The 26,506-nt window shown below is 59.8% G+C and carries 24 protein-coding genes and 1 tRNA gene; 11 read left to right on the top strand and 14 right to left on the bottom strand.

The genetic code is table 11. From position 1 onward, the window contains the following. Positions 1-74: 74 nt before the first annotated feature. The 5 genes from cueR to ACOQOY_RS08235 all read right to left on the bottom strand — a co-directional run bounded on the left by cueR (position 75) and on the right by ACOQOY_RS08235 (position 4,353). The gene (gene cueR, locus ACOQOY_RS08255; protein WP_420584977.1) at positions 75-464 is read right to left on the bottom strand and encodes a Cu(I)-responsive transcriptional regulator; all 390 of its coding nucleotides are present in this window, start codon (positions 462-464) and stop codon (positions 75-77) included. Beyond that, positions 461-2,938, bottom strand: coding sequence for a heavy metal translocating P-type ATPase (locus ACOQOY_RS08250; protein ID WP_420584976.1), 2,478 nt, complete (start codon positions 2,936-2,938; stop codon positions 461-463). The genes cueR and ACOQOY_RS08250 overlap by 4 nt, the downstream gene beginning before the upstream one ends. A 100-nt stretch (positions 2,939-3,038) precedes the next feature. Further along, positions 3,039-3,200 carry a hypothetical protein gene (locus ACOQOY_RS08245; protein WP_420584975.1) on the bottom strand — a complete coding sequence of 54 codons (162 nt, stop codon included), beginning with the start codon at positions 3,198-3,200 and terminating at the stop codon, positions 3,039-3,041. 41 nt (positions 3,201-3,241) lie between these two features. Further along, complete coding sequence (locus tag ACOQOY_RS08240) at positions 3,242-3,862, bottom strand: pyridoxamine 5'-phosphate oxidase family protein (RefSeq protein ID WP_420584974.1); 621 nt, start codon at positions 3,860-3,862, stop codon at positions 3,242-3,244. 11 nt (positions 3,863-3,873) lie between these two features. Further along, positions 3,874-4,353 (bottom strand): DUF1348 family protein, encoded by a 480-nt coding sequence (locus tag ACOQOY_RS08235; RefSeq protein ID WP_420584973.1) that lies wholly within the window; start codon positions 4,351-4,353, stop codon positions 3,874-3,876. 242 nt (positions 4,354-4,595) lie between these two features. Here ACOQOY_RS08235 and ACOQOY_RS08230 point away from each other — a divergent pair, with 242 nt between their 5' ends. The 3 genes from ACOQOY_RS08230 to ACOQOY_RS08220 all read left to right on the top strand — a co-directional run bounded on the left by ACOQOY_RS08230 (position 4,596) and on the right by ACOQOY_RS08220 (position 7,898). Beyond that, positions 4,596-5,159, top strand: coding sequence for a TetR/AcrR family transcriptional regulator (locus ACOQOY_RS08230; protein ID WP_420584972.1), 564 nt, complete (start codon positions 4,596-4,598; stop codon positions 5,157-5,159). A gap of 97 nt (positions 5,160-5,256) precedes the next feature. Then, complete coding sequence (locus ACOQOY_RS08225; protein ID WP_420584971.1) at positions 5,257-6,414, top strand: acyl-CoA dehydrogenase family protein; 1,158 nt, start codon at positions 5,257-5,259, stop codon at positions 6,412-6,414. A gap of 212 nt (positions 6,415-6,626) precedes the next feature. Next, a complete protein-coding gene (locus tag ACOQOY_RS08220; RefSeq protein ID WP_420584970.1) occupies positions 6,627-7,898 on the top strand; it encodes an NAD(P)/FAD-dependent oxidoreductase in 1,272 nt (423 codons plus the stop codon). A gap of 2 nt (positions 7,899-7,900) precedes the next feature. Here ACOQOY_RS08220 and ACOQOY_RS08215 read toward each other — a convergent pair whose 3' ends face one another. Then, the gene (locus tag ACOQOY_RS08215; protein WP_420584969.1) at positions 7,901-8,803 is read right to left on the bottom strand and encodes a LysR family transcriptional regulator; all 903 of its coding nucleotides are present in this window, start codon (positions 8,801-8,803) and stop codon (positions 7,901-7,903) included. Between the two features lie 75 nt (positions 8,804-8,878). Between ACOQOY_RS08215 and ACOQOY_RS08210 the strand changes: the two genes are divergently transcribed. The 5 genes from ACOQOY_RS08210 (at position 8,879) to ACOQOY_RS08190 (ending at position 16,055) form a co-directional block, all read left to right on the top strand. Next, a complete protein-coding gene (locus ACOQOY_RS08210; RefSeq protein ID WP_420584968.1) occupies positions 8,879-12,091 on the top strand; it encodes a reductive dehalogenase in 3,213 nt (1,070 codons plus the stop codon). Between the two features lie 128 nt (positions 12,092-12,219). Then, on the top strand, positions 12,220-13,086 hold the full coding sequence (locus tag ACOQOY_RS08205; RefSeq protein ID WP_420584967.1) for an FAD binding domain-containing protein: 867 nt from the start codon (positions 12,220-12,222) through the stop codon (positions 13,084-13,086). Continuing rightward, positions 13,083-13,562 carry a (2Fe-2S)-binding protein gene (locus ACOQOY_RS08200; protein ID WP_420584966.1) on the top strand — a complete coding sequence of 160 codons (480 nt, stop codon included), beginning with the start codon at positions 13,083-13,085 and terminating at the stop codon, positions 13,560-13,562. Before ACOQOY_RS08205 ends, ACOQOY_RS08200 begins: the two co-directional genes overlap by 4 nt. Then, entirely contained in the window at positions 13,562-15,817 is a 2,256-nt protein-coding gene (locus ACOQOY_RS08195) for a xanthine dehydrogenase family protein molybdopterin-binding subunit (protein ID WP_420584965.1), read from the top strand. Before ACOQOY_RS08200 ends, ACOQOY_RS08195 begins: the two co-directional genes overlap by 1 nt. Then, positions 15,810-16,055 carry a MoaD/ThiS family protein gene (locus ACOQOY_RS08190; protein WP_420584964.1) on the top strand — a complete coding sequence of 82 codons (246 nt, stop codon included), beginning with the start codon at positions 15,810-15,812 and terminating at the stop codon, positions 16,053-16,055. The genes ACOQOY_RS08195 and ACOQOY_RS08190 overlap by 8 nt, the downstream gene beginning before the upstream one ends. On the opposite strand, the gene ACOQOY_RS08185 is transcribed toward ACOQOY_RS08190, so the two are convergent. After that, a complete protein-coding gene (locus ACOQOY_RS08185) occupies positions 16,052-16,756 on the bottom strand; it encodes a lysophospholipid acyltransferase family protein (RefSeq protein WP_420584963.1) in 705 nt (234 codons plus the stop codon). The two genes, ACOQOY_RS08190 and ACOQOY_RS08185, sit on opposite strands and share 4 nt — an antisense overlap. Positions 16,757-16,898: 142 nt before the next feature. On the opposite strand from ACOQOY_RS08185, the gene ACOQOY_RS08180 reads away from it, so the two are divergent. Then, a tRNA-Trp gene (locus tag ACOQOY_RS08180) sits at positions 16,899-16,974 on the top strand. Between the two features lie 92 nt (positions 16,975-17,066). On the opposite strand, the gene ACOQOY_RS08175 is transcribed toward ACOQOY_RS08180, so the two are convergent. Then, on the bottom strand, positions 17,067-17,279 hold the full coding sequence (locus ACOQOY_RS08175; RefSeq protein ID WP_420584962.1) for a DUF1127 domain-containing protein: 213 nt from the start codon (positions 17,277-17,279) through the stop codon (positions 17,067-17,069). A 193-nt stretch (positions 17,280-17,472) separates the two neighbouring features. Here ACOQOY_RS08175 and lptF point away from each other — a divergent pair, with 193 nt between their 5' ends. Next, positions 17,473-18,612, top strand: a complete 1,140-nt coding sequence (gene lptF / locus ACOQOY_RS08170; RefSeq protein WP_420584961.1) for an LPS export ABC transporter permease LptF — start codon at positions 17,473-17,475, stop codon at positions 18,610-18,612. Here the strand turns inward: lptF and ACOQOY_RS08165 are convergent. After that, positions 18,609-19,436, bottom strand: coding sequence for a LysR family transcriptional regulator (locus ACOQOY_RS08165; protein WP_420584960.1), 828 nt, complete (start codon positions 19,434-19,436; stop codon positions 18,609-18,611). The two genes, lptF and ACOQOY_RS08165, sit on opposite strands and share 4 nt — an antisense overlap. A gap of 101 nt (positions 19,437-19,537) precedes the next feature. On the opposite strand from ACOQOY_RS08165, the gene ACOQOY_RS08160 reads away from it, so the two are divergent. Further along, positions 19,538-20,128 (top strand): HD domain-containing protein, encoded by a 591-nt coding sequence (locus ACOQOY_RS08160; RefSeq protein ID WP_420584959.1) that lies wholly within the window; start codon positions 19,538-19,540, stop codon positions 20,126-20,128. Here ACOQOY_RS08160 and speB read toward each other — a convergent pair. From speB to ACOQOY_RS08135, 5 genes are all read right to left on the bottom strand, one after another. Next, positions 20,125-20,967 (bottom strand): agmatinase, encoded by an 843-nt coding sequence (speB, locus tag ACOQOY_RS08155; RefSeq protein ID WP_420584958.1) that lies wholly within the window; start codon positions 20,965-20,967, stop codon positions 20,125-20,127. The genes ACOQOY_RS08160 and speB overlap by 4 nt on opposite strands. Then, positions 20,964-22,133, bottom strand: a complete 1,170-nt coding sequence (gene nspC, locus ACOQOY_RS08150; protein WP_420584957.1) for a carboxynorspermidine decarboxylase — start codon at positions 22,131-22,133, stop codon at positions 20,964-20,966. The genes speB and nspC overlap by 4 nt, the downstream gene beginning before the upstream one ends. Positions 22,134-22,208: 75 nt before the next feature. Continuing rightward, positions 22,209-23,420 (bottom strand): saccharopine dehydrogenase family protein, encoded by a 1,212-nt coding sequence (locus ACOQOY_RS08145; protein ID WP_420584956.1) that lies wholly within the window; start codon positions 23,418-23,420, stop codon positions 22,209-22,211. A gap of 14 nt (positions 23,421-23,434) precedes the next feature. Beyond that, a complete protein-coding gene (gene speA, locus ACOQOY_RS08140; protein ID WP_420584955.1) occupies positions 23,435-25,324 on the bottom strand; it encodes a biosynthetic arginine decarboxylase in 1,890 nt (629 codons plus the stop codon). 99 nt (positions 25,325-25,423) lie between these two features. Beyond that, positions 25,424-26,506 (bottom strand): DUF1513 domain-containing protein, encoded by a 1,083-nt coding sequence (locus ACOQOY_RS08135; RefSeq protein WP_420584954.1) that lies wholly within the window; start codon positions 26,504-26,506, stop codon positions 25,424-25,426.

The following is a 26,506-nucleotide window of genomic DNA, read 5'->3' as shown; positions in this document are numbered from 1 at the left end:
GTAGCCATTGAATGCAGCAGGCCGGAAGGTTCAGCGCAGACAAAGCAAAGCCGCGCCGAAAGAGCAACCCCGGCTCAGGGTTTGCCGCCCAAATCCTTCAGAATCGGACAATCGGGCCGGTCGTCTCCGGCGCAGGCGTCGATCAGATGACCCAGCGTGTCGCGCATCGCGTTGAGGTCGGCGATTTTGGCTTCGATCTGCGCCAGATGCGCGCGGGCCACCTTTTTGACATCGGCGCTGGCGCGGGTTTCGTCCTCATAAAGCGCCATCAGGGTGCGGCAATCCTCGATCGTGAACCCCAACGCGCGGGCACGGCCCAGAAAGTTCAGCTTGTGTACGTCCTGATCACGGAACCGGCGATAACCATTGTCATCGCGCATTGGTTTGATCAGGCCGATATCCTCATAATAGCGGATCGTCTTGGCAGGCAGGCCGGTGCGGGTCGCTACGTCTCCGATATTCATGTCGCCACCGTTTGGCTGGTGTGGCTTTGGTGTTCGTGAGGCAGATTTGCTTGCACCCGACGTAGGCGCAGCGCGTTTGAGACGACAAAGACACTGGATAGCGCCATTGCCCCGGCGGCCAGAGCAGGGGACAACAACACGCCACTGACCGGGTACAGGACACCGGCGGCAACCGGGATCAGAAGGATGTTATAGCCAAAGGCCCAGCCCAGATTCTGTCGGATATTGCGCATAGTGCGCTTGCTGATATCGACCGCATTGACCACGCCGCGCAGATCGCCGGACATCAGCACCACATCCGCCGTTTCAATCGCCACATCGGTGCCTGTGCCGATAGCCACGCCGATATCCGCAGCAGCCAGCGCCGGGGCGTCGTTGATGCCGTCACCCACAAAGGCCAGCGTGCCGAACCGGTCGCGCAGCGCTGTGATTGCGGCCAGTTTGCCATCCGGCAGAACTTCGGCTGTGACATGGTCGATGCCCAGCCGGTCGGCCAGCGCCTGCGCGGTGCGAGCATTGTCACCAGTCACCATCGCCAGCGTCAGACCCGTCGCGTGCAGGTGCTCCAACGCTTGCGGAGTTCCGGGTTTCACCGGGTCGGACACCGCAAGCAACGCTGCTGCACGACCGTCAATGGCAATGAACAGAGGCGTTGTGCCCTCGCTGGCGCGCAGATCGGCTTCGGCGGCCAGCCCGGTCAGGTCGACACCGTTCTGCGCCATCAGACGGGGTGAGCCGATCAGGACGTCACGCCCCTCGGCCTTTGCCCGAACTCCAAGCCCCGTCAGGGATTGAAAATCCGCGACCGGCGGAAGTTCTGCCGGACCCGCCCGGGTGATTGCACTGGCGATCGGGTGTTCCGACTGCGCCTCAACCGCCGCGGCCAAGCGCAGCACGTCACTTTTCTCAAACCCGTTCTCGATGCCGATGTGTTCCAGCTCGGGACGCCCCTGCGTCAGCGTCCCGGTCTTGTCCAGAGCAATGATACGGGCCTGCTGCAATTGCTGTAACGCGTCGCCCTTGCGGAACAACACGCCCAGTTCGGCAGCCCTGCCGGTGCCGACCATGATCGACGTCGGCGTCGCCAGCCCCATAGCGCAGGGGCAGGCGATGATCAGGACTGAGACCCCGGCAACCAGCGCTATCGGCAGCGCCGGAGAGGGGCCCAAAAGCAGCCAGACCGAGATTGTCAGCAGGGCAACACCGATCACGACCGGCACGAACCACCCGGTGATCCGGTCGACCAGCGCCTGAATCGGCAGCTTGGCCCCTTGCGCCTGTTCCACCATCCGAATGACCTGCGCCAGAACGGTGTCGGCACCGACTCGCGTGGCCCGTATCCGAAGCACGCCTGTCCCGTTCACCGTGCCGCCAACCACCTGATCATGGGGCGCTTTGCCCACTGGAACAGGTTCACCGGTGATCATGCTTTCATCGACATATGAGGTGCCGTCCAGCACATCTCCGTCCACAGGCACCCGTTCACCGGGGCGTATTTGCAGAGTTTCGCCCACGGCGATTTCGGCAATCGGGCGGTCCACAAAACGGCCATCGACCTCAACCCGTGCGGTGTTGGGCTGCAACCCCATCAGCTTGCGAATTGCGGCGCCGGTCCGGCCTTTGGCGCGAGCCTCCATCAGACGACCCAGCAAGATAAGGGCCACAATGACCGAGGCGGCCTCGAAATACACATTGGCGCTGCCCTGCGGCAATATCTCCGGTGCAAAGGTTGCCGTGACCGAGAACAGGTAGGCTGCCCCTGTCCCCAAGGCCACCAGCGCGTTCATGTCAGGGGTTCCGCGCAGCAGCGAGGGGATGCCTTTGGTGTAAAACACCCGCCCCGGTCCCAGCAAAAGGGCCGAGGTCAGGCCAAACTGGATCAGGTGGCTGGTCTGCATACCGATAGTGGCGTGTATCCAGTGATGAAAAGCCGGGACCATATGGCCGCCCATCTCAAGCACAAAGACCGGCAAGGCCAGCGCCATGGCAATGATCGTCGCGCGGGTCAGTGCCCGGGCTTCGTCAGCCGGGCCCGGATCAGGCCGGGTCGTGGCCTCATCAGATACGCGCGCCGGGTACCCGGCATCTCCGCAGCGTTTCGCCAGAGCCTGTGGATCGATTGCGCCTTCGAGATAGGTGATCCGCGCGCTTTCCGTAGCCAGATTAACCTGCGCCTCAACCACCGCAGGATCAGCCGTCAGGACCCGTTCGATCTTTGACAAGCAGGAGGCGCAGCTCATCCCGCCAATCTTGAGGGTCGTGTGGCGAGTGGCCGCCGGATACCCTGCGCGGCTGAGGGCGTCAGTCAAAGCGTGCGCCGGACCGCCATACGAGATCTGCGCCGTTCCGGTTGCGAAATTGACCGTAGCATCGGACACCCCCGGCACATCGGACAACGCAGTTTCCACGCGCCCCACGCAGGAGGCGCATCCCATACCAGTGATTTTCAATTGCATTGTCTGCGGCGTGGCCATCCGACTCACCTATAGTTCCTTACCGTCCCAAATGGGGGTTCCAGTCACGGGAAGGTCAAGGGATCACGCCCGTTTTCCGCATAAACATGCGCGGTTGCCGTCAGTCGGGTGAAAGCCGCTCAAGCAGTAGCGAGTTGTTCGAGGCGGGCGGCGCGGTCCGTACGGCTTGGGGCGAGACGAAATAGGCGACCATCAGCGCAAGGCTCAGAAGTATGGTGCCGAAAATACAAAGGCTGGCAACATTAAACGCAGAACGCATCATGGGTTGGTTCCTCGTCTTGGGGGCCGCGTGTGCATCCATGGTTAGGTGTGCCGGGCCAGTTCCTGCTTTAACTTCTCGTTTTCAGCCTGCAACTGCGCCAGTTGCTGGCCCAGAGCGTTCAGATGCGGGCGCAGCTCTGCTTCGGTGTAGCGCGGCGTAATGTGGCGGGGGCAGTTCCAGTCCAACGCATCCACACGGATGATGGCGGCGCGCTCAGCGCGGGCTTCTGCCCCTTCGGGATAGAGGCTGGCCGCGGCGGCCTCACCTTCGGTAAATTCGACCCGGCCCAGAATCTTAAGACGCCGCTGATTGGTGTAATCCATCAAAATCAGGGCGATCCGGTCGTTCCCGTCCAGATTCCCGCGCGAGATATACTGTTTGTTGCCCGAGAAATCGGCATATCCGATGGTCTGCGGCCCCAGAACCTTTAGAAACCCGACCGGCCCGCCACGATACTGGACATAAGGCCAGCCAGTCTCGGACACGGTGGACTGATAAAAGCCGTCGCGCGCCTCGATGAACGCTTTTTCCGCCGAGCCGATCTGATGGCCCTGCTTTGGTCCATCCTCGATGAATTTCGCATATGTACGCGCCGAACCCATTCGTTCCTGATGTGCGCGAACGGCGGGGGTGAAGGTCAGCTCGGAAAATGCGCGGGGCATAGTGTGTCCTCTCAGAGCCCCAGATCAGACAGGCCGGGATGATCGTCAGGGCGGGGGCCTTGCTGCCAATGGAACAGGCGGTCGCCGTCAGAGATTGGCAGATCGTTCAGCGACGCATGGCGTTTGGCCATCCGCCCATCCTCGGCAAACTCCCAGTTCTCATTCCCGTATGAGCGGAACCACTGACCGCTGTCATCGCGCCATTCATAGGCATAGCGCACAGCGATGCGGTTGCCCGAGTATGCCCAGAGTTCCTTGATCAGCCGATAGTCCAGCTCTTTATTCCACTTGCGGGTCAGAAAGGCATGGATTTCGGCATGACCGCTGAGGAATTCGGCCCGGTTCCGCCATTGGCTGTCCTCAGTATAGGCCGGGGTTACGATATCAGCGTCGCGACTGTTCCAGCCGTTTTCAGCCATTCTGACCTTTTGAACCGCAGTTTCCTGCGTAAAGGGCGGCAGCGGCGGGCGGTTGGGTGCGGCGTCCTTCATGTCAACGCCGCCGCTATCATCGCAAGGGTCAACAGGACAGGGACATATTGCGGAGAGATAAGGCTGGCATGGCGTCGCATCAGATTGCTCCAAGGTTGACAGATCGGTACATCTTGAGTTCAATGTGTACCGATCGGTAAACTTTTGCAAGTCTTATTTTGAAATACCGCCCAGATCGCTTGAAGGTTGTATTTGAGGCTTTGTCGGATTATGTACTGATCTGTACACTCAGGAGCCGTTACATGCGCCCCAACAAACGAGATGAACTGGTTCAAAAGGCTTTGCAGGTCTTTTATCGCGATGGGTTTCACGCCACCGGAATGGATAAGCTGGTGGTTGAAACGGGTGTGTCCAAAACCTCGATGTACAAGCATTTCCGCACCAAAGAAGAGCTGATCCTGGCGGCGCTTCGGCTGCGAGACGAAAGCTTTCGCGAGGATTTTCTGCGCCGCATCCGCGAGATGTCGGATAGCCCGGCGGGGCGTATTCTGGCCAGTTTCGACGTGCTCAGTGATTGGTTTCAAGAGAAAGAGTATCGCGGCTGCATGTTCATCAAAGCCGGGGCAGAGTTTCAGGAAAGCGATCACCCGATTCACAAGCAATCGGCGGAACACAAGCAGATCATGCTGGACTATTTTACCGATCTGGCGCGTCAGGCCGGGGCGCGCGACCCCGAGCATCTGGCTTGCCAAATCCTGCTGTTGCAGGAAGGTGCAATCGTAACCGCCGTTTTTCTGAAATCCTGCGATCCGGCGCGCGATGCCAAGGCGGCAGCACAGGTCCTGCTGGACGCAGCGCTGGTCTGACTGTCGAAAGGACGTTGCGTTACGTCGGTTCAGGCTGATTGGATTGCGCGGATGCCCCCGCTACCTTGACGGGAATAATGATTGGGGAGGACACCGCATGTCGCTATTCACCACCACCGCAGCCTGGGTCACCGATGAGCACAGGATGTTTGCCGAAATGGCGGATCGGTTCATTGAAGATGAGCTGGTGCCAAATATCGAGCGCTGGAATGAGAATGGCGTGGTGGACCGTGACTTCTGGCACAAGGCCGGAGACATGGGGCTGATGGCCGGGGCGATCCCCGAAGAATACGGCGGTGTCGGCGGTGGCCTCGGCTTCGACGCGATCACGGTTTATGAGCAGGCGGCCCATGGCGATACTGGCTGGGGTGCGGGGATACAGTCCATCGTGATCCACTATCTGTCGGCCTATGGCAGCGAGGATCAAAAGCAAAAGTGGTTGCCAAAACTGGCCTCGGGCGAGATGGTCGGAGCGCTGGCAATGACCGAACCCAGCACCGGGTCTGATGTGCAGTCCATTCGGACCACGGCGGATAAGGATGGGAATTCTTACTGTCTGAACGGGTCCAAGATATTCATCACCAATGGGCAGTCAGCTGATCTGATCCTTGTGGCCTGCAAGACGGACAAATCGCAGGGGTCCAAAGGCGTTTCGTTGATTGCTGTTGAAACCGAAGGGGCCGAAGGGTTTCGCAAAGGTCGCAACCTCAAAAAGCTGGGCATGAAGGCCAATGACACGGCCGAGCTGTTCTTTGAAGACGTCAAAGTGCCGATGACCAATCTTCTCGGTGCGGAAGAGGGGCAAGGGTTTTATCAGATGATGAAGCAATTGCCATGGGAACGTCTGACCATCGGAATCGGGGCGCTGGGCGCAATTGATTTCGCCATTGCCGAGACCGTGAAATACACGCAGGAGCGTAAGGCGTTTGGTCAGCGGGTGATGGATTTTCAGAATACGCGGTTCAAACTGGCCGAGTGCAAGACCAAGGCCGAAGTTCTGCGCAGTTTTGTGAATGACTGCATTGGGCGGCTTGAAGCCGGGACGCTGGATGCGGCAACGGCCTCGATGGTGAAATACTGGGGCTCGGAAGTTCAGAATGAGATCATGCATGAATGCCTCCAGCTGTTCGGCGGCTACGGGTTCATGATGGAATACCCAATTGCGCGTCTCTATGCGGATGCGCGGGTTCAGATGATCTATGGTGGGACGAATGAGATCATGAAGGAACTGATCGCCCGATCTTTGGACAAATAACCAGACTGGCAGGGCTCCCGCCCGTCCTCGCCGTTTCTTTCGAAACATCTCGTCCAGTTGGGCCAGGCAGGCGCGGGCACAGCCCGCGCCTGCCTGGCCCCTGCCGTCCGCAGGACGCAAGGCCGAAGGCCGCGCAGATTGGATGGGTCAGCAGTACGCTTGCATCCGGTCGGATTCGCTCTAATGATCCGCCCAAATTCAAGGAGACCGATGTGCGAGACCACGACCAATCTCTTTGGCGGATAACCTGCCGTGAAGATGCTAAAAGCTGCTCTCTTTCTGATGGTCTGACCGTTGATCTGGCCGTGATCGGGGGCGGTTTTACAGGCTGTTCCGCCGCGCTGACGGCTTCGAAGGCTGGGGCCTCGGTGTGCGTGCTTGAGGCAGAGCAGATCGGATTTGGGGGATCGGGCCGCAATGTCGGGTTGGTCAATGCCGGGCTATGGTTGCCGCCAGCCGAAATCTGCAAACATCTGGGGGATGCCGATGGCGAGAGGCTTATCTCGCTACTGGCAGCGGCTCCGGACGAGGTTTTCGGTTTGATCGAACAGCATAACATCCGTTGCGATCCGGTTCGCAGTGGGTCGTTGCATTGTGCGCATTCGCCTGCGGGCCTGCGTGATTTGCAGACCCGCCACGCGCAATTGGTGGCCAAGGATGCTCCGGTACAGCTACTTTCTGCCAGTGAGGCCGCTCAGCGAACGGGCAGTGCGGCATTTCACGGTGCTCTTTTTGATCCGCGTGCGGGGACGATCCAGCCCTTGAGTTATGTACGCGGTTTGGCCCGCGCGGCGGTCGAGGCAGGCGCGCGGATTGTCGAGCATTGCCCGGTTGTATCGATGCACCACGAGGATGGGGTTTGGACGCTTAAGACAGGGCAGGGCATCGTGCGTGCAAAGGCGCTGATTCAGGCCACAAATGCCTATCATCGGGGCCTTCCGGATACGGCCACCAACTACGTGCCGGTATATTACTTTCAGTTCTCCACAGCTCCGCTGCCCGAAACTCTGCGGTCGCGCATCCTGCCCGGTGGAGAAGGGGGGTGGGATACTGGTTTGATCATGACCTCGTTCCGCCTGGATGCAGAGGGCCGGCTGATCATCGGCGCTATGGGGAATCTGGCGCAGGCGGGCCACTCGTTTCACGCTGGCTGGATCAAACGCAAATTGGCTGAACTGTTCCCCGAGCTTGTGGAACAGCCACTGATCGAAGGATGGCATGGGCGAATTGCCATGACCTCGGACCATATTCCCAAAATTACCCGGATAGGTCCGAACGCGCTGTCGGCCCATGGCTATTCCGGCAGGGGGATCGGGCCGGGTACGGTATTTGGCGGTTTGATGGCGGAAAGCCTGTTGCAGGATAATCCCGCGCTGTTGCCCGTTCCGGCAGTAGACGAACATCGCGAAAGCTGGACCGGCCTTCGACAGGCGTTCTTTGAAACCGGAGCGGCGCTGACACATTTCGTCAAGGCGCGGTTCTGAGTTCAATCTTGCAACGTGGCTGCGATGGCTTCGATCCGTCCGCGCAGCCAGCGATGGGCCGGGTCGTTGGCGGTGCGCTGATGCCAGACCATATAGATCGACACCGGATCACATTTGAACGGCAGCGGGGCGCAATCCAGCGCCGCAAGCGGCCCGCGTTTCATCAGTGCGGTGTCGGTCGAAATCAGGTCGCTGCCTATCACAAATGATGGAATGGCGTTGAAATGCGGCAGTGTGACAGTGGGCGGTCGGATCTGGTTCTGATCCACGCCGCGCATCACCGCGCGAGAACTGCGTCCGTCAGCAAAGCGCACCTCGACATGCTCGGTCTGGCAGTAGCCCTGCCAATTTTCGGGCGGTGTGCGCTGTTGGGCGTCGTAGAAAATCATCAGAGGGCTGATCAGCACGCGTTTCTGGAAAATGTCCGGCCCATCCGGGGGCAACGGGGTTAGCATCAACTGGCACCTGTCGCTGCGCAACAGGTCCGGGTCCGGGACGCCCGAGGGAATGAAGCCCAGTCGTAACCGCACGCCCTCGGCCCGGAGCGCATGCAGCAGTGGTGGAAAGAGCAACTCGCGCGGCATGTCGTTGGTGGCAATCTGGATGCTGATCTCTTCAGCTTGCGGATCAAACGGGCGCTCATCGGTCAGCGCTCTCATCCCGTCCAGGACACGCTGCACCGGTTCTTTCAACGCAAGGGCGCGCTCGGTCGGCGTCAGACCCTGACCCGAGCGCACGAACAGCGGATCGCCCAGCACCTGCCTCAGTTTGGCAAGCGTGTGGCTGATGGCAGATTGCGTCACGCCCAGCCGGTCGGCTGCTTTTGAGACCGAGCTTTCCTCAAGAATCGTAAGGAATGTTCGCAGGACCTTGCCGTCGAGATCAGTGAAATCAGTTTTGCTCATACTGTTTATGACTAGTCATGAATGGATTTGCTGTCCACGGCGCATTAGGTGACACTCAGCAACAGGAGGCGCGCAATGGGAATCCGCTTTTTCTCGGATAAGAACCGACCGGTCCATATGGGCTCTTATCCGTTAGAGCGGCTGGCGCGGCAGTCCGAAATGCCAGACCTGTCCTCAGTTGCGCCTATGGCGGAGCTGAGTTTCCACCGACCCGACCGACCAGAAAGCATCGTCAACGCGATGGGTGAGTTTCAGGCGATGCTGGACACGATCCGGGATGGATTTGTGAATCCCGTTGCCTCGGAAATCCCCGCGGACGCTCTGACGCGCGCCAACCACCTCAAAGCATTTGGTTATTTTAACGACGCGTCCATGATCGGGTGTGGCCCACTGCCGTCTGGGGCGCTGCTGTCCAAACCGCGCCGCAACCCCGATATTGACCGTCTGGCCCATGCGCTGAAAACGCGGCAGACAAAGACGCTGGCTTCGGGGATCGACCTTATCATGGCCGACCTGAAGGAAAGCATGGAGGCCACGCCCCGGCCACTGGACACCCACCGCCATGCCATTGTGTTTCTCTACGAGTACAACCGCGACCCTGAGTCGGATGAGCCGGGGGCCGAGTGGATCATGGACGCGCAGGATCATCGTGCCTGCCTGCTGGCCACTGAAAATGCGGTGGTGATTGCAAACTATATTCGGCTGTTGGGTTTTGACGCGCGGGCGCACACAGTGATGTCCTCAGAGGTCGATCTGGGGCGGCTGGCCGTTGCGGCAGGGTTGGCCACGGTCGAGGGTGGCGACATCGTTGCGCCATGGCTGGGCAAGCGGTTCGGTCTGGCTGCCGTCACCACAGAATTGGAGATCGCACATGACCAACCCTTGCGGCCCATAGCGCAACAGCCATGGTTCCGGACGCAAGGTCCGGCGTGGTGGTTGGGAACCGGTTTCGCCAAGAACGCGCTGAACCGGGATGCCTATGCCAAGCGACGTTATGTGGACGGAGCGCATCCGTTCGAGAAGCTCAAGCGCGTTGAGACGCCTACCACCTATATCGACGAGGAAAACGTCGCCCGCGTCCCCAAACGCGCCGACATGTTCGCGCGGGCGCAGTTCGGGGACATGGGCAAGCCGCTTCAGGACGCGGCCAAGGGTGGGTATTACGTGCGCAAGGCGGCCCCAAGCAGCGCGCAACGCCGCGCGCTGGGCGCGTTTGTTTTGTTGCAGGACGGCGAAAGCGCCGACACGCAGCCCCCAACAGATGCCGCGCGCAACGCTGCAAACATCAAGGCCGCGAGCTATTTTCTGGGCGTCGACGCGGTCGGCCTCAGCCGCTGTCCGGACTGGGCGTGGTATTCCCACGACTCGACGGGCACAGAGATAACACCGCCCCATGATCAGGCCATCAGTATGATCATAGACCAGGGTTATGAAACGATGGAGGGCGCCAGTGGTGATGACTGGATCAGCGTTGCCCAGTCGATGCGCGCTTATCTGCGGTTCTCGCTGCTGGGCGGCGTGATCGCGCAGCAGATCCGCAATCTGGGCTATAAGGCGCGGGCGCATACGGTGATGGATGGCGAGGTGCTGCAACCACCATTGCTATTGCTGTCCGGGCTGGGCGAGGTCAGCCGCATCGGCGAGGTTATCCTGAACCCTTACCTCGGACCGCGTTTGAAGTCCGGTGCGGTCACGACCGATATGCCGATGGCGCACGACAAACCAATTGATTTCGGCCTGCAAACATTCTGCGAAAGCTGTAACAAATGCGCGCGGGAATGCCCCTCGGGTGCGATCACCGCTGGGCCGAAGTTGATGTTCAACGGCTATGAAATCTGGAAGTCCGACAGTCAGAAATGCGCCACCTACCGCGTCACAACGCCCGGAGGCGCAATGTGCGGGCGCTGCATGAAAACCTGCCCATGGAACCTCGAAGGTATCTTCAAAGAACGCCCGTTCCGCTGGGCGGCCATGAATATCCCGTCTGCTGCACCCGCGCTGGCGAGACTGGACGATGCCGTCGGAAATGGCGGGCTGAATGAGGTCAAGAAATGGTGGTGGGATCTGGAGTTGCAGGCGGACGGCGCCTATCGACCTACGCAGCATCCGCTGAACAGCCGTGGCCTGCAAACTGATCTGGATCTGAAATACGAAGACCAGACGTTGGCGGTCTATCCCGCCTATCTGGCCCCGCATCCCTGGCCCTATCCCTTTGCGATGGACCGCGAGGCCGGGATTGCGGCATATCAGGCGATGGTGACAGCCGAGGAATATCAAGCCCGCAAGGCTGCGGGGGATATGTCGGTCATCCATCGCTACTCCATCGCCGGCGACGCACCAGTGATGCGGGTCGAGGTGACCAAGGTCGACAAGATGACAGCGGATGTGACCAAATACGAGTTCGCGCCCCTGGATGGTACACCCTTGCCGGACTGGACCGCCGGGGCGCATCTGGATGTGCTGGTCGCGCCCGAGTTTCTGCGGCAATATTCGATGTCGGGCGACCCTGCGGATCGGTCGACCTATCAGATCGGTGTGCTGCGTGAGGATAAAGGGCGCGGAGGCTCGGCCCTTTTGCACAGGATTTTCAATGAAGGGCGCAAGGTTTTTATCTCGAAACCCATCAACCATTTCGAACTCGACGAGACCGCGACCAAGACATTCCTGATGGGCGGCGGGATTGGCATCACTCCGATGATCGCTTTTGCCCATCGCCTGCACGCTTTGGGTAAACCGTTCGAACTGCACTACTCTGCCAGCACCCGCGCCGCGGCGGGGTATCTGGATGATCTGGCCGCCGCACCTTGGGCAGAGTGCGTGCATTACCATTTCTCGGACGAGGGCACACGGGCCGATCTGGATGCGATCCTGTCCGGCTATCTGGACGGCTGGCACGTCTATACCTGCGGCCCGGATCGTTACATGGATGGAGTTATTCAGGCAGCCGAGCGGCAGGGCTTCCCCGAGGACGCGCGGCATCTGGAGTATTTTTCGGTTCCAGAGCAGCCAGAATATGAGAACCACCCGTTCACGCTAAAGCTGCTAAAATCGGGTCGGGAATTGATTGTTCCTAAGGGTAAAGACGCAGCGCAGGTTCTGAACGAGGCAGGCATTCATGTTGATGTCAAATGCTCGGATGGCATTTGTGGTGTCTGCAAATGCGGCGTGATTTCCGGCGAAGTTGAGCACCGCGATTTCGTCCTGTCTAACAAGCAGCGCAAAGGCGCAATGATCCTCTGCCAGAGCCGCGCTGCGCAGCCCGAAGGCGTGATTGAGATCGACTTGTGAAGTAAGGTCAGGAAACGACACCAGATAACGCAAAAATTGGTCGTTACAGCCATGGACGCAGGCTATCTGCTGCACTAACGTCCCCTTCGAACCCCAGTGAATCCTGATCAACAGGTGCGAGGACTTTCATGGATTATCACAGCCCCGCCAGCTTTGCCGAGGCTTCGGCTCTGGCCGCGAACGCAACGGGCACTACTCGGTTTTTGGCAGGCGGCACGGATGTTCTGGTGCAGCTGCGCTCGGAACTGGTGACGCCCGATACGCTTATTGACATCAAGAAAATCGAGGGTGTCAGCGACATCACCCGTAATGCTGATGGCAGTTGGACGCTGGGCGTTGCTGCCACCGGTGCCGAAATGAGCGAGCATCCCGAACTTGGTCGTGACTGGCCCGGCGTGGTCGAGGCGATGGATCTGATCGGTTCGACACAGGTGCAGGGCCGCGCGACATTGACCGGCAATCTGTGCAACGGCTCACCGGCGGCGGATTCGGTTCCGGCGATGGTGGCGGCTGGTGTTACCGTTACAGTGACCGGGCCGGATGGCGATCGAAAGGTGGCTGTCGAAGATATCCCGACTGGTCCGGGCAAGACGTCTCTGGGCAAGGGTGAGGTGGTATCGGCCGTCAACATCCCTGCACGCGGGGACAATGGCGGTGACGCCTATCTGCGCTTTATCCCGCGGACCGAGATGGACATCGCCGTGGTCGGCGTTGGCGTCAGCCTGCGACTGGATGGCGATACCGTCACTGAGGCGCGCGTTTCGCTGGGAGCCGTCGCCCCGACGGTTCTGCTTGTCGAAGACTGTGCCAACGCGATTATCGGCAGCACGCTGGATGACGCAGCGTTGGACGCGCTGGCCGCCGCGGCCTCAGCCGCCTGCAATCCAATTGACGACAAGCGTGGCACGATTGAATTCCGTACCGAGGTCGCTGGCGTTCTGGCCAAACGCGCCGCGAAAATCGCCTATGCCCGTGCCAAGGGAGACAACGCATGAGCAAGCTGCACGTATCTACCACTGTGAACGGAGACACGGTCGAATACCTCTGTGACCCGCGCGAAACCCTGCTGGATTGTCTGCGCGACAAGCTGAACCTGACCGGCGCGAAAGAGGGTTGCGGTACAGGTGACTGCGGTGCCTGTTCGGTCACCGTTGATGGCCGACTGGTCTGTTCCTGTCTGATGTTGGGCGTTGAGGCCGACGGCAAGCAGATCGAAACCGTCGAGGGCATTGCCGATGGCGACGTCCTGCATCCGCTGCAACAGAAGTTCATCGAACATGCCGCGCTTCAGTGCGGCATCTGCACACCGGGCATTCTGGTCGCGGCCAAGTCGCTGCTTGAGAAGAACCCAAACCCAACCGAAGAGGAAACCCGATACTGGCTGGCGGGCAACCTGTGCCGCTGCACCGGTTATGACAAGATCATTCGTGCCGTGATGGAAACGGCGGAAGAGCTGCGGGAGGCTTCGTAATGGCACTCGACGATCGTAAATCTGACTTCACATTCGTTGGCACCCGCCCCAACCGTCCTGACGGGCTGGACAAGGTGACAGGCCGTGCCAAGTTCGGCGCGGATATGTCGGCCCCCGGCATGCTGCACGGCGCGATACTGCGCTCGCCCCATGCTCATGCGCGGATCGTCAAAATCGACGCCTCCAAGGCCGAGGCGCACAAGGATGTCAAAGCCGTTGTGACCCGTGCGGACTTTGCCGATGTACCGTTCAAACCCGGTCTGGAAGGCGAGTTCTGGAACGTGTTGGAAAACGTCATGGCCGGTGAGAAGGCCCTGTATGACGGACACGCTGTGGCAGCGGTCGCCGCGACATCGGCGCTGGCCGCGCGTGATGCACTCAAGTTGATCGAGGTCGAATACGAGGTCCTGCCACACGTCACCGACGTGGACAAGGCGATGGCCCCTGATGCGCCTGTAATCCGCGAAGGGGCCGCAGACTATTCCGTGCCTGAGGGGATGCACCCGAACGTCGTGCGCTATCACGAAAGCGGCCATGGCGATGTCGAGGCCGGGTTCGCCGAGGCGGATCTGGTTCTGGAAGACAGCTTTGTTACCGAGGCGACCCATCAGGGTTATATCGAACCGCACGCCTGTCTGGGTATGCTGGGCAACGACGGCAAGGGTGAGCTGTGGTGCACCACCCAAGGCCACTGGATCGCGCAGAAAACCTGTGCTGCATTGCTGGGCATTGAAACCTCGCAACTGCGTGTCACCGCGTCTGAAATCGGCGGTGGGTTCGGCGGCAAAACGACTGTTTTCATCGAACCCGTCGCTCTGGCGCTGAGCCGCAAGGCCAACCGTCCGGTCAAGGTTGTCATGACCCGATCCGAAGTGTTCCGCGCCACGGGGCCGACCTCTTCTGCGTCAATGGACGTGAAGATCGGAATGAAGAAAGACGGTACCATCACTGCCGCGCGCGGTGAGTTCCGGTTGCAGGGCGGTGCGTTTCCGGGCGCTCCGGGTGATATGACCGCAATGTGCGCATTCGCGGCGTACAATCTGACCAACGTCAAGCAGATCGGCTATGACGTCTTGGCCAACCGCCCTAAACAAGCTGCCTATCGCGCGCCGGGCGCACCGATGGGGGCCTTCGCCGTTGAATCGGTAATTGATGAACTGTGTAAGAAGCTTGAGCTTGACCCCATCGACGTCCGCCTGAAGAACGCGGCGCATGAGGGCACCAAAGCCAGCTATGGCCCGACCTACGAACGCATTGGACTGGTCGAAACGCTTGAGGCCGCCAAGGCTCATCCGCATTACTCCGCCCCGCTGAAGCCGGGGCAGGGACGCGGGATTGCCTGTGGCTTCTGGTTCAACCACGGTGGCGAGACCTCGGTGTCGTTGTCCCTGTCCGAGGATGGCTCGGCGCAATTGATGGTCGGCACGCCGGATATCGGTGGTTCGCGCGCGTCGATGGCGCTGATGGCAGCCGAAGTGCTGGGCATTCCCTACGAGAATATCCGGGTGACCATCGCCGATACGGCGACGCTGGGCTATAACGACGTCAGCCACGGTTCGCGCGTGACCTATGCGTCAGGTCTTGCGACGATCAAAGCCGCCAGACATGCTGTTGAAAAGCTGTGCGAACGGGCTGCGGCCAAGTGGGGTATCCCCGTGGACGCGGTCAAATGGGAGAACGGCTGCGCCGTACCGTCCGGCCCGAACGCAGGTGATTTCGATCCGGTGCCGCTGGCCGACATCACCGCCAACATGGGACGGACTGGCGGTCCGATCTCGGGCCATTTTGAGGCCACTCCAGAAGGCGCAGGGGTGTCCTTCGGTACACATATCGTCGATGCCGAGGTTGACCCGGAAACCGGCAAGACCTCGGTGGTTCGCTACACGGTTGTTCAGGATGCCGGCAAGGCAATCCATCCGACCTATGTGGAAGGTCAGTATCAGGGCGGTGCCGCACAAGGCATCGGCTGGGCGCTGAACGAAGAGTATATCTACGGCGACGACGGTCGCCTGCAAAACTCGATCTTCCTCGACTATCGCATCCCGGTCGCGAGTGACCTGCCGATGATCGACACGGTGATTGTCGAAGTACCCAACCCCGGTCACCCGTTTGGTGTGCGCGGCGTGGGCGAGACAGGCATTGTGCCGCCGCTGGCTGCAATCGCCAATGCCGTGTCCAACGCGGCAGGTGTGCGGATGAAGCAATTGCCTATGTCACCGCCGCGCATTTTGGCGGCGCTGAAGGACGATGGTTGAAGTCCACCTTTGGTCCGGCCTCCGGTCTTTGACCGGGGGTCGCGAGGTGGTGGAGGTTGAGGCCAAAACCACCGGCGAACTGCTACGCGCTTTGGTGCGTGCGCACCCGCAACTTCAGGCCCCGATTGATGCAGGTGTTTCTGTTGCCATCGACGGGCGCGTCATCGCCAGCGGGCTAACGGAACCGATCCCCGAGGGCAGCGAAGTCTACCTGATGCAGCGTCTGAGGGGCGGTTAGGCGTCCGGCGACCACGGCTCGCGCCCGACCATGCGGTCGGCTTCGGCGGTGATGTCGTTCATGTGTTGCTCAAGGCTGAGGCGCAGGGCCTCGATCTGCTCTTCCGAGGCTTTGCGCGGCACGGACTCAGTCCATTCCCGGCACAGGAAAACACCCTCGTTGCGCCAAGGGCGCGGCATCAGCAGGCGGTCCCATGTGCCTGCCTCACGCCCATGTTTGGCCGAGAACGTGATCCCAAATACCCGCTTGCCCGAGGTCCGCGCCCACACCAGCGGAACCGTAGACAGAACCCGTTCCGGGCCACGTGGGCCGTCCGCGGCGATGCCGATGGAAATCCCCTGTTTCATCTTACCCAGCACTTCCCGCGACAGAGCGACATGGCGTTTCTTGCTGGCCATTGCAATCGTGTCCATACCGAACAGCTTTTGCACCCGGCCCACCATGCTGCCCGCCCGCGCTGAGGACGTGATCGAGCAGATCTGCGCTTTGTCCAGCGGGAAGAAATAGGGTGACTGCGCCAGCCGCTGATGCCACAGAACGACGATGACCGGTTCGCCCTGTTCGGCCAGCTGGTCCAGCTCTTCATAGCCGATACGCTGCCATTTGGTGTTGCGGTTTACCATCCGAATATAGCTCGCAATACGGCGCGCCGCCCAGTTTAACACGGCTTCGCTGTCGGCGATCTTTTTGCGGATACTCACGGATGGGTCCCTCATACTGACCAAACCGTGTCTTATAGAACTCAACGCCGCGTGCAACTTGTTTGTCGGGTGCATAAGTCGTGCGGAATCTGAAAAAGCCTCTTGAGTCCGCCGCGTGGCTGGCATATCTGGGGCGCACCTTAGGGGTATAGCTCAGTTGGTAGAGCGACGGTCTCCAAAACCGTAGGTCGCGGGTTCGAACCCTGCTGCCCCTGCCATTTCCCGCAAAACTGAAAACAGATCGCAGTAGCTTCCAGGTTTCTGCGCCCGGCCACCAGAAGCCGAGCGCCTCAGAGGCAAAACACTATCTCTAACCGCGGAAATGATGACGGTAGAGCATTTCGTGCATATCCCCCCGGCAATAGCCAAGGTCCAGCAACTCACGGTCCGACATCATGTCGATTTCGCGCTGCTTCCGTTTGTATTCGGCCTTCTTTTCACGCTTTGCTTTTCTGTCCTCGGCAGACGCAAACAGGTTTGAGAAAAGACCGTTCCCGGTGATGAAATCTGCATAGGCCATCATATCATCCTCCTATTTATGACTGGCTGTGTCTGCAATTCAGATTGGGGATTGGGCTGAACCTCGCCTGATTGCGAAATTAACGTTTGTTTAATTACCTTCATCTTCGAGCGACGCGTTATTCGGTCGATCCCGGTTTCCTATGACGGCGGAATGACATAAGGTCCGGCCATCACGGACACGCGTAAGAGGACACATGTCGCGCTTTGACGGATACTTCCTGCGGCAATTGCTGATTCTGTTCGGCTTTTTCACCCTGGTTCTGGTGGGCGTGTTCTGGATCACCCGATCGGTCAGCCTGTTCGACCGCGTGATCAGCGGCGGGCAATCGGCGATGGTGTTTCTGGAGTTCACCGCGCTGACGCTGCCGACTCTGATCCGAACCGTCATGCCAATGGCGGTGTTCGCAGCGGCCGTCTATGCCACCAACCGTCTCAGCCGGGAAAGCGAGCTGACGGTGATGTTGGCCACCGGCTCCAGCCCGTGGCGGCTTGCGCGGGCCGTGGTTCTGTTTGGCCTGGTGGCCGGAATGATGATGGCGGTGATCAGTGTGTTTCTGCGCCCCGCCTCGGTCGAACAACTGGAGCAGCGACAGGCCGAGGTTGCCGGAGATGTCACCGCGCAGCTGTTGAATGAGGGCGAGTTTCTGCACCCTGCGCAAGGCGTCGCGGTGTATATCGGTACCATTGATCTGGACGGTACGCTGCACGAGGTGTTTGTCTCTGACCGGCGGGATCGGTTGAATCCGGTCAGCTATTCCTCAAAAACGGCTTATCTGGTCAACAACGGCACCGGCATTCATCTGGTTATGGTGGATGGTGTGGCGCTGCGGTTGAACGAAGAAGGCAGGACGTTGTCCTCGACCCTGTTCGAGGACGCCTCATACGATATCTCTGCCCTGACCAACACGGATGACATCGCCAGCCGCAGCCTCGAGGCGATTCCCACAATCGAGCTGATGCAGGATCGTGCGGCGATCCGCGCCGCCGAAGGGTTCACCGAAGGCGAGTTGATTGATGAGCTGCACCAAAGGTTTTCATGGATCGCCATCTGTATTGCGGTTGCCCTTGCCGGCTATGCGACGCTGATGCTGGGCAGCTTTTCACGCTTTGGCCTGTGGCCACAGATTTTGGGGGCATTTACGATCCTGATCCTTCTTGAGGGCGTGCGAGGATTTGTTTCGCCGATCGTGATCGAGGACCCGTCGCTGTGGATGATACTGTATCTGCCAGCGATTATTGGCATCGCGATTTCCGGCCTGTTCCTGTTGGTCGCCGGGCGGCCCTTGATACGCAAGCGGGTGAATGCAGCATCTGGCAGTCTGTCTCAGGCTTAGCCTTCCGCGCGCAGATCCGTCAGACAGGACAGAATATCCTCGGCAATTGCACTGCCCTGACGGGTCACAAGATAAAGCGGCAGCATCAGGTCGATGGCTCCGGGAACCGGGAGCAATTCGCCTGCGGACAGATGATCCCGGACGACATAGTCCGGAAAATAGCCGGTTCCGCCCCGTCCCAGAACATAGCGCAGCGCCATCAGGCAATTGCCTAGAAACACTGTTTGCCCAGACGCCCGTCGCGCGGTGGACCGCACATGGTCCTGATAAACCTCACCCAGTTCCAGATTGACGAAAACCGGGTCCTGCGTGTCGGGGGTTTCCACAAGGCGCAGGCGCTCCGGGCTCAGCTCATGCGACTGCACCCTTGGGTCACTGGGGCGTTCATGCGTCAGCGCCGCGTCTAGAACATGGGTAGCGACCGCGTTGATCATGTTCAGATCGTGGTCATAGTTCAGCGTCAGTAGCAGCTGCCCAAGCCGCTGCTCAAATTGCACCGCCAGATCAACCAGCAGCGGGTCCCATATGCTCAGCTGTGCGCCCAGCCGCAAGGCGACGCGGTTATGAGTCTGTGCAGGCAGGTCGCGGGCTGCAAAAGACCACAGTGACAGCATCTGTTCGGCATAGGGGCGGAATTGGCGTCCGAACTCAGTCAAGTTGGTGCCGCCGGCGCCGCGGGTGAACAATTGACGGCCGGTTTCCTCTTCGATCAGGCGAATACGCGCGCTGACTGCCGTCTGCGTGACGTTCAGCTTGCGCGCTGCGGCGTGAAAGCCTCTGGTCTCGGCGACACAGAGAAAGGTTTCGATGGCCTTGAGTTGCATGTTGAAAGTATTTTTTGATTGATATGATAAAATCAATTCATTTTTTTACGCAATTACCCTGCGCTAGTCTGGTGGGGACAGATCAGCCAGAGGACCCTGACATGCTGGACAAAAGCCACAAACCCACCTGGACCAGTTTTGAAGAAGCCACCAAGGCCGATTGGGACGCCGTGATGGAGTATGAAGAAGCGTATAACGCCGCTTTGCCAGACCGGATTCTGGATGCCATACGTTCGCTGGACGAGGATTGGACGCCATACCCCGTGAACCGTTACCAGCACAGCCTACAGGCGGCTACGCGGGCTTATGAGGACGGCGCGGATGAAGAACTCGTGGTCGCCGCACTGATCCACGATACGGGCGATATCCTGTCGCCCTACAATCATGGTGAGCTGTCAGCGGCGATGATGAAACCTTACGTCAGCGAGAAGGTTTACTGGATTCTCAAGCACCATTGTGTGTTTCAGGGCTACTACTACAACCACCATCTCGGCGGCGACCGCAATGTGCGCGACAAGTACCGCGACAGCCCCTACTGGGAAGACTGCCGCTATTTCTGCCACGAATACGATCAGAAAGCGTTCGATCCGGATTATCCGACCAAACCGCTGGAGTTCTTCGAGCCCATGCTGCGCCGCGTCCTGAACAAAGGCGAGGGGCACATGGAACTGAACGAAACAGCTGAGGGTTAACAGGCAGCCATCAGGCGATAGACGATCTGCGCAGCGGTAAAGTCCCAGGCGGCATTGCCGTCCGGGGCAAGTTCCACCACGTCAAAGCCGACGCATTTGCGGCCTTTAAGGGCGTGTTCGACCAGCCGTAGCGCTTGATAATAGCCCAAACCGCCCGGCACGGGTGTTCCTGTGGCAGGCATTTGGGACGGGTCCAGACCGTCCACGTCAAAGCTTACATAGACCAGCTCGGGGAAATCCTCGGGCAGGTCTGCGGCGTGGATATTGCCGGTGACCAGTTCCTCGGCGTCGACGTGGAAGATGTGGTTTTTCAGACGGCTTTTGGCCTCTTCGGTGGAAAAGGCGCGGACCCCGAACTGCGCGAGGCGAATGCCTTCCTCGGCCAGCAGGTGCATGACCGACGCGTGCGAGTGTTTCTCGCCCTGATAGGCATTTCGCAGATCGGCGTGGGCGTCGATCTGGACAATGCCGACGGGTTGATCCAGCGCGCGTGCGACGCCCATGACAGCGCCGTAGCTGAGCGAATGTTCCCCGCCCAATGTGACCGGCACTTTACCCGCGTGGATGGCGGCCTCAGTGCGTTGGGCAAGGCGCTCCATCACCTCGGGCAGGGGGCCAACGCAGTTCAGCGGCTCTTCGGTGAAGATGCCTTCGACGCAGGGTTCGACATGGCCGGTGATGCGTTCGAGTTCGTTGCTGGCCTCGATGATAGCCTCTGGACCTTTCGCTGTCCCTGATCCGTAAGAGACGGTCCGCTCTAGCGGCACCGGGATCACGCGGAATCTTGCGCTCTCGGATCGTTCGGACGCGGTCAGTTCACTGTCTAGGAATATGCTCATGAGAGGCGGTCCTTAAAGTCTTCATAGCCGAACTGTTTGATGATTTTCAGCGCGTCCGTTTCGCTGTTCCACAGCGCGATGGTGGGCAGAGGCACGCCGTTGAACGTATTGGTCTTGACCATCGAGTAGTGCGCCTGATCGAGGAAAGCGAAACGCTGGCCGATCTCAAGCGGTTTGTCCCATGTGTAGTCGCCGATCACGTCGCCCGCCAGACAGGAGGGGCCGCCCAGACGATAGGTATGGCCAGCCTCGGCCTCATCCATCAGGGCAGGACGATAGGGGGCCTCAATCACGTCGGGCATGTGGCAGGTGGCCGAGATATCGGTGATCGCAAGGGTCATGTCGTTGGTCGGCAGGTCGAGGATTTCGCCGACCAGAATGCCCGCGTCCAGCGCAACGGCTTCGCCGGGTTCGAGATAGACGTCGATGTTGTGTTCGGTGCGGATTGCCTTGATGAAATCGACCAACCTGTCGCGGTCATAATCGTCGCGGGTGATATGGTGCCCACCGCCGAAGTTCAGCCATTCGAGTTGGCTGAGGAAGGGTTTGAGTTTGGGTTCCACCGCTTCCCACGTGCGTTGCAAGGGCTCAAACCCCTGTTCGCAGAGCGTGTGCATATGCAGGCCATCGACGCCGGTCAGGGCCTCGGCGGTCAGTTGGCTGACAGGTGTGCCAAGGCGCGAGCAGGGGGCGCAGGGGTCGTATTTGGGAATTTCACCTTCGGAATGCTCGGGATTGATACGCAGGCCGACCTGCACATTGGCGGCTTGGGCTTTGGCGAGAAAGCGGTTCTTCTGTGCCGGGCTGTTGAATATGATGTGGTCGGACAGCGACAGGATTTCGTCCATGTCGGCGTCTTTGTAGCCCGCGCAGAAGGTGGCGACCTCGCCGCCATATTCCTCACGGCCCAGACGCGCCTCGTAGATGCCGCTGGCGCAGGTGCCGCCGAGGTGTTGGCGTACCAACGGGGCGAGCGAAAACATCGAAAACGCCTTGAGCGCGCTGAGGACATACGCGCCGGAGCGGGTGCCGATATCGGCGAGGATGGTCAGGTTGCGCTCGACGGCTTTTTCGTCGACCACAAAGCAGGGCGTGGGGACGCGGGTGAGGTCGAATTTGCGGAACGCACCGGCGTCTCCGGCTTGTGTGGTCATCATGTCGGACATAACCGGCGTCTCCGTGTGATGGAGAGGCCGGGGGCGCTGCCCCCGGGCCCCCGGAGTATTTAGGAAAAGATGAAGTTAAAACTCGACCGGGCCGTCGAGTTCGTGGACCTGCCATGGCAGACCGTGGGTGTTCAGCATGTCCATGAAATCATCCGGGTCCAGCTGTTCCATGTTCCAAACACCCGGCTCGGTCCAGTTGCCTTTCAGCACCTGTGCGGCACCGATCATGGCGGGGACGCCGGTGGTGTAGCTGACCGCTTGCGAGCCGACCTCGGCATAGCACTCCTCGTGATCGCAGATGTTGTAGATGTAATAGGTCTTCTCGCCCGAGCCGTCCTTGGCCTGGCCCGTCGCGATGTCGCCGATGCAGGCCTTGCCCTTGGTTTCAGCGCCCAGATCGCCGGGATCGGGCAGAAGGGTTTTCAAGAACTGGATCGGGATGATTTCCTTACCGTCATGCATCACCGGGTCGATGCGGGTCATGCCGACGTTTTCCAGCACCTTGGCGTGAGTGATGTAGGCGTCACCGAAGGTCATCCAGAAGCGCGCGCGTTCGATCTCGGGGAAGTGGGTCGAAAGCGACTCTAGTTCCTCGTGATACATCAGGTACATGTTCTTGGGGCCGATGGCGGGGAAGTCGAACTCGACCTTGTGGGTCATGGCAGGGGAGTGTTTCCACTCGCCACCTTCCCAGTGGCGCACCTCGGCCAGCACTTCGCGAAGGTTGATTTCCGGGTTGAAGTTGGTGGCGAATTCCTGATCGTTGCTGCCGCCATTGGCATCCAGCACGTCGATCTGACGAATGGTGTCCAGTTTGTGCTTCTTCAGCCACTTGGCGAACACGCTGGTCACACCCGGATCGAAACCCGAGCCGAGGATGGCGGTCAGGCCAGCCTCTTTGAAGCGTTCCTGATACGCCCATTGCCAGTGGTATTCGAACTTGGCCTCATCCTCGGGCTCGTAGTTCGCGGTGTCGAGATAGTGGATGCCCGCCTCAAGGCAGGCGTCCATCAGCACCAGATCCTGATAGGGCAGGGCGAGGTTCACGAGGATTTCGGCACCGGTTTCCTTGATCAGCTTGACCGTGTCCTCGACCTTATAGGCGTCCAACTCGGCGGTTTTGATCTCCACGCCAACGCGATCCTTCACGGCCGCGGCGATGGCGTCGCATTTCGATTTCGTACGGCTGGCCAGAGTGATTTCGGTGAAGATGTCCGAATTCATCGCCATTTTGTGCACGGCTGCGTGGGATACGCCGCCTGCGCCGACAACCAGTGTTTTGCCCATGGTGTGTCTCCTTCTTATTCGTAATAGGTGTAGCCGTTGATCGAGTCGCGATAGGCGCTCATCAGGGTTTTGCGGTCTTTGGCTTTCAGAGTACCGGTCGAGATCGCCTCGTCCACCATTTTGCGGAAGGCGGCGACACAGTCTTGCGGGTCGAACTCGACATAGGACAGGACCTGACTGATCGTGTCGCCCTCTTGTTCGTGCAGCAGGTCAAAGCCGCCATCGGCGCGCAGGTCGATGGTGACGACGTTGGTGTCTCCGAACAGGTTGTGCAGATCGCCCAGTGTTTCCTGATAAGCGCCGACGAAGAATACGCCCATGTAATATTCGTTGTCCTCGGGCAGTGAATGCACCGGCAGGCTGGGCGAAACACCGTCGGCCAGAATGAAGCGGTCGATCTTGCCGTCGCTGTCGCAGGTGATATCGGACAGGACTGCGCGGCGGTCTGGTGTCTGGTTCAGACCCTGCAAGGGAACGATCGGGTGCAGCTGGTCGATCGCCCAGACGTCGGGCAGGGATTGAAACAGCGAAAAGTTGCAGTGGTAGATATCGGCCACTTTCTCTAGCTGTTCATCGACATCGGTTTCCAGATCATCGCTGGCGGCCAGCGCCTTGAGGCGGGCCATCAGGGAAAGGTATATCCGTTCGGCGCGGGCCATCTGGCGCAGGTCGACATAGCCACGTCGAAACAGCGCGCGCAATTCGTTGCGGTAGAAGGTGGCATCGTTCCAGCATTCCTGCAAACGATCCTTGCTGAGATAGCCATTGATAGCCGCCAGATCCGAGACCAGATGGTGATCGTCAGCCTCAACCTCGGGGCCATTGGGTGCATCATACAGCGTGCTTTCCAGCACGTTGAACACGAGCATCGAGGATGTTGCCACGACGGCGCGGCCGCTTTCGGTCACTAGTGTTGGGTGATCCATCCCGGCCTCATCCATCGCATAGGCCACGGTTTCGACTACGTTGGCGCAGTATTCCTCGACCGTGTAGTTGATCGAGTTTTCGGCGGCCTTTTTCTCACCCGTATAGTCCACGCCCATACCACCGCCGAGGTCCAGATGGGTCAGCGGCACGCCTTCGCGTGTCAGTTCGGTGTAGTAGCGACAGGCCTCACCCACAGCGCGGCGGACATCGTTGACGTCCTGAACCTGAGACCCCAGATGCGAGTGCTGCAACTTGAGGCAATGCAGCAGACCGGCCGCTTTCAGCTTGTCGACCGTCGCCACCAGTTGGTCGGTGTTCATGCCAAAGGCCGAACGGTCGCCCGAGCTTTCTTCCCACTTGCCGCTGATCTGGTTGGTCAATTTCACGCGCACACCGATTAGGGGTTCGATGCCCAGCTCATTGTAGACCTCGATCACGGTGTCGGCCTCTTTCGGGCTTTCCAGAACGATGACGGTGTTGAACCCGATCTTGCGGCTTAGGATGGCCAGCTGGATGAACTCGGTATCCTTGACGCCGTTGCAGACGATCAGCGCTTCGGAGGCCAGACGATGCGCTAAGGCGATCACCAGCTCGGGCTTAGACCCCGCCTCTAGGCCGTAGTTGTATTTTTTGCCAAATTCGACGATCCGGTCGACGACCTGCGCCTGCTGGTTCACCTTGATGGGAAAGACGCCCCGATAAGCCCCGCGGTAGCCCACGCGCGCAATGGCATCGCGGAAGCTTTCGTTCAGATGGGCAATCTCATGTTCAAGATAAGACGTCACGCGCAGGACCATCGGGGCCTTGATGCCTCGGTCGTCCAGATCGCTGAGGATACCGGGCAGGCTGATAGCTTCGGCTTCGGGGGACAGAGGATTGCGCAGACCGATCTCGCCCTGCTCCGTCACCTCAATGAGGCCCTTGCCCCATTTCTCAACCCCATAGATGGAATGCGGTGCGTCGGGCGTCTGTTTCAATCAAGTCAGTCCTTAACGTAGGGTACCAGTTTCGCGCCCGCCAATACGGCAGCAGTTTGATTCTTCCAAGTGTAATCTATGCGGTAGGATTTGCCGAATTTATGCAGAGGTGCGAATTGGGACCAGATGATTGTCCCATTGGCAGTCCGGTCGTGCTGAAATCCGGGGTTCTGGGACCAGTTCGCCGACGAGTCCGGTGCCGGTTGTGAACACATACCCCGAGGGACCGGCCCCCAGACCGCAAACATCCTCCAGCGCGAACGCCCCGGTCAATTGACCATCCGCGACGGTAAACCGATGCAGGGCGTTGCCGCGCGGGCAGGTGATGGCGATGGTCTCACCGTCTCCCGCGAAAGCAATACTGCCCGCATAGCCTTGCAGGCGGCTTTGGTCAGCGTCCGGGGCGGATAACAGGCGCGGGGCTTTGCCGCGAGTGTGCAGGCCCAGCAGGGGTGGATGTTGTGTCTTGTCACCCTGCCATTGCATGGCGAACCCCACCAAACCGTCTGACCGCACGGCCAGATGGCGGATTGAGTTCTTATGCAGCGTGCGTGGCAATTCCACCTGTTCCAGAACAGTTCCGGACAGATTCAGATAGGTCAGCCGGGGCTGCATGGTGGGAAGATTCAGCTTGGTGCGGCCGGTCTCGGGGTGGGTTTCGATGCCACCATTGGCAACGACCAGCGTTTGGCCGTCGGGCATAAGACGCATGTCATGCGGGCCGATGCCGCCGGAATGGAATTCTCCGACGCGTGTATAGCTTGCCGTGTCCCAGATGCCGATCACGCCATCCCCGGCCTCATAGTTGTTTTCAGTGGTAAACAGCCACGCGCCGTCTGGCGAAAACGCGCCGTGACCATAAAAGTGCCTGCCTTCGGGGGCGGTCAGCCGTTTGACCTCAGCCCCGGTTGCGCAGTCAATGACGACCGCGAAGGTGCCGGGACGGCGGGCAAAAGCAACGGCTTGCGGTTTATGGGGATGGGCCGCGGCAGCATGGCCGCGCGCGGGCAAAGGGAGGGAAAACAGGATATCTCCGCCCGCGTTCAGACCCGCCAACCGATAGCTGCCATCCGGGAACAGGGCGGCGGCAAGATAATCCGGCGCGCCGACCGCGGCCCAGCCCCGAACCGGCGCAAGGGTCGTGGCGGCCAGACCGGCCAGAAAGTTGCGGCGGCTGGGCAT

Source organism: Ruegeria sp., assembly GCF_965221235.1.
Classification (GTDB): domain Bacteria; phylum Pseudomonadota; class Alphaproteobacteria; order Rhodobacterales; family Rhodobacteraceae; genus Ruegeria.
This window is presented reverse-complemented; position numbering and strand designations above follow the sequence as displayed.

Coding starts and splice junctions, on each gene's coding strand:
- ACOQOY_RS08245 (WP_420584975.1), bottom strand. CDS start 3,200: ATGATGCGTTCTGCGTTTAATGTTGCCAGCCTTTGTATTTTCGGCACC.
- ACOQOY_RS08145 (WP_420584956.1), bottom strand. CDS start 23,420: ATGGGCAAAACACTGGTTGTCGGCGCAGGCGGCGTATCCCACGCAGCC.
- ACOQOY_RS08215 (WP_420584969.1), bottom strand. CDS start 8,803: ATGAGCAAAACTGATTTCACTGATCTCGACGGCAAGGTCCTGCGAACA.
- ACOQOY_RS08235 (WP_420584973.1), bottom strand. CDS start 4,353: ATGAAGGACGCCGCACCCAACCGCCCGCCGCTGCCGCCCTTTACGCAG.
- nspC (WP_420584957.1), bottom strand. CDS start 22,133: ATGTCCGACATGATGACCACACAAGCCGGAGACGCCGGTGCGTTCCGC.
- ACOQOY_RS08165 (WP_420584960.1), bottom strand. CDS start 19,436: ATGCAACTCAAGGCCATCGAAACCTTTCTCTGTGTCGCCGAGACCAGA.
- lptF (WP_420584961.1), top strand. CDS start 17,473: ATGTCGCGCTTTGACGGATACTTCCTGCGGCAATTGCTGATTCTGTTC.
- ACOQOY_RS08210 (WP_420584968.1), top strand. CDS start 8,879: ATGGGAATCCGCTTTTTCTCGGATAAGAACCGACCGGTCCATATGGGC.
- ACOQOY_RS08200 (WP_420584966.1), top strand. CDS start 13,083: ATGAGCAAGCTGCACGTATCTACCACTGTGAACGGAGACACGGTCGAA.
- speB (WP_420584958.1), bottom strand. CDS start 20,967: ATGAGCATATTCCTAGACAGTGAACTGACCGCGTCCGAACGATCCGAG.
- ACOQOY_RS08230 (WP_420584972.1), top strand. CDS start 4,596: ATGCGCCCCAACAAACGAGATGAACTGGTTCAAAAGGCTTTGCAGGTC.
- ACOQOY_RS08225 (WP_420584971.1), top strand. CDS start 5,257: ATGTCGCTATTCACCACCACCGCAGCCTGGGTCACCGATGAGCACAGG.
- ACOQOY_RS08250 (WP_420584976.1), bottom strand. CDS start 2,938: ATGGCCACGCCGCAGACAATGCAATTGAAAATCACTGGTATGGGATGC.
- ACOQOY_RS08175 (WP_420584962.1), bottom strand. CDS start 17,279: ATGATGGCCTATGCAGATTTCATCACCGGGAACGGTCTTTTCTCAAAC.
- ACOQOY_RS08195 (WP_420584965.1), top strand. CDS start 13,562: ATGGCACTCGACGATCGTAAATCTGACTTCACATTCGTTGGCACCCGC.
- ACOQOY_RS08190 (WP_420584964.1), top strand. CDS start 15,810: ATGGTTGAAGTCCACCTTTGGTCCGGCCTCCGGTCTTTGACCGGGGGT.
- ACOQOY_RS08240 (WP_420584974.1), bottom strand. CDS start 3,862: ATGCCCCGCGCATTTTCCGAGCTGACCTTCACCCCCGCCGTTCGCGCA.
- ACOQOY_RS08160 (WP_420584959.1), top strand. CDS start 19,538: ATGCTGGACAAAAGCCACAAACCCACCTGGACCAGTTTTGAAGAAGCC.
- cueR (WP_420584977.1), bottom strand. CDS start 464: ATGAATATCGGAGACGTAGCGACCCGCACCGGCCTGCCTGCCAAGACG.
- ACOQOY_RS08205 (WP_420584967.1), top strand. CDS start 12,220: ATGGATTATCACAGCCCCGCCAGCTTTGCCGAGGCTTCGGCTCTGGCC.
- ACOQOY_RS08135 (WP_420584954.1), bottom strand. CDS start 26,506: ATGCCCAGCCGCCGCAACTTTCTGGCCGGTCTGGCCGCCACGACCCTT.